Below are 470 nucleotides of genomic sequence, written 5' to 3'. Positions count from 1 at the left end.
GGCGTGCCGTCACCGTTGGTGTCGTTGGTCTTCACACCGCCCGTCACCGTCGGCGTTTCTTCGCCGATCGTGGCGGTGTCGGCCACCGCCACCGGCAGATCTTCCGCACCGGTGATGGTGATCGTCAGCGTCGCCGTCGAGGTGTCTCCGTCCTTGTCCGTCAGGCGGTAGGTGTAGACCTCTTGCAGCGTCTCTCCTGGAGCGAGCTGCTGCACCGTGGTGTTGGCGTTGTTCAGCGTGTAGGTGTACGTGCCATCGGCGTTGAGTGCCACCGTGCCGTAGCTGCCTGTGCCCGAGCCCGTCAGCGCCGTCGTGTTCTGCGCAGGCGTGCCGTCACCGTTGGTGTCGTTGGTCTTCACACCGCCCGTCACCGTCGGCGTTTCTTCGCCGATCGTGGCGGTGTCGGCCACCGCCACTGGCAGGTCTTCCGCACCGGTGATGGTGATCGTCAGCGTCGCCGTCGAGGTGTC

1 protein-coding gene is annotated in these 470 nt (G+C 66.0%); it reads right to left on the bottom strand.

Annotated features, from left to right (window positions below):
* Positions 1–470 (bottom strand): VCBS domain-containing protein (locus tag ACLIJ1_RS23310; RefSeq protein ID WP_411367968.1); only part of this gene is annotated, 470 nt, incomplete at both ends.

The sequence above is a fragment of the Hydrogenophaga sp. RWCD_12 genome (assembly GCF_046604225.1).
Lineage (GTDB): Bacteria > Pseudomonadota > Gammaproteobacteria > Burkholderiales > Burkholderiaceae_C > Hydrogenophaga.
Note: the sequence above shows the minus strand (reverse complement) of the source record. Positions and strands in the feature narration are given on the sequence as shown.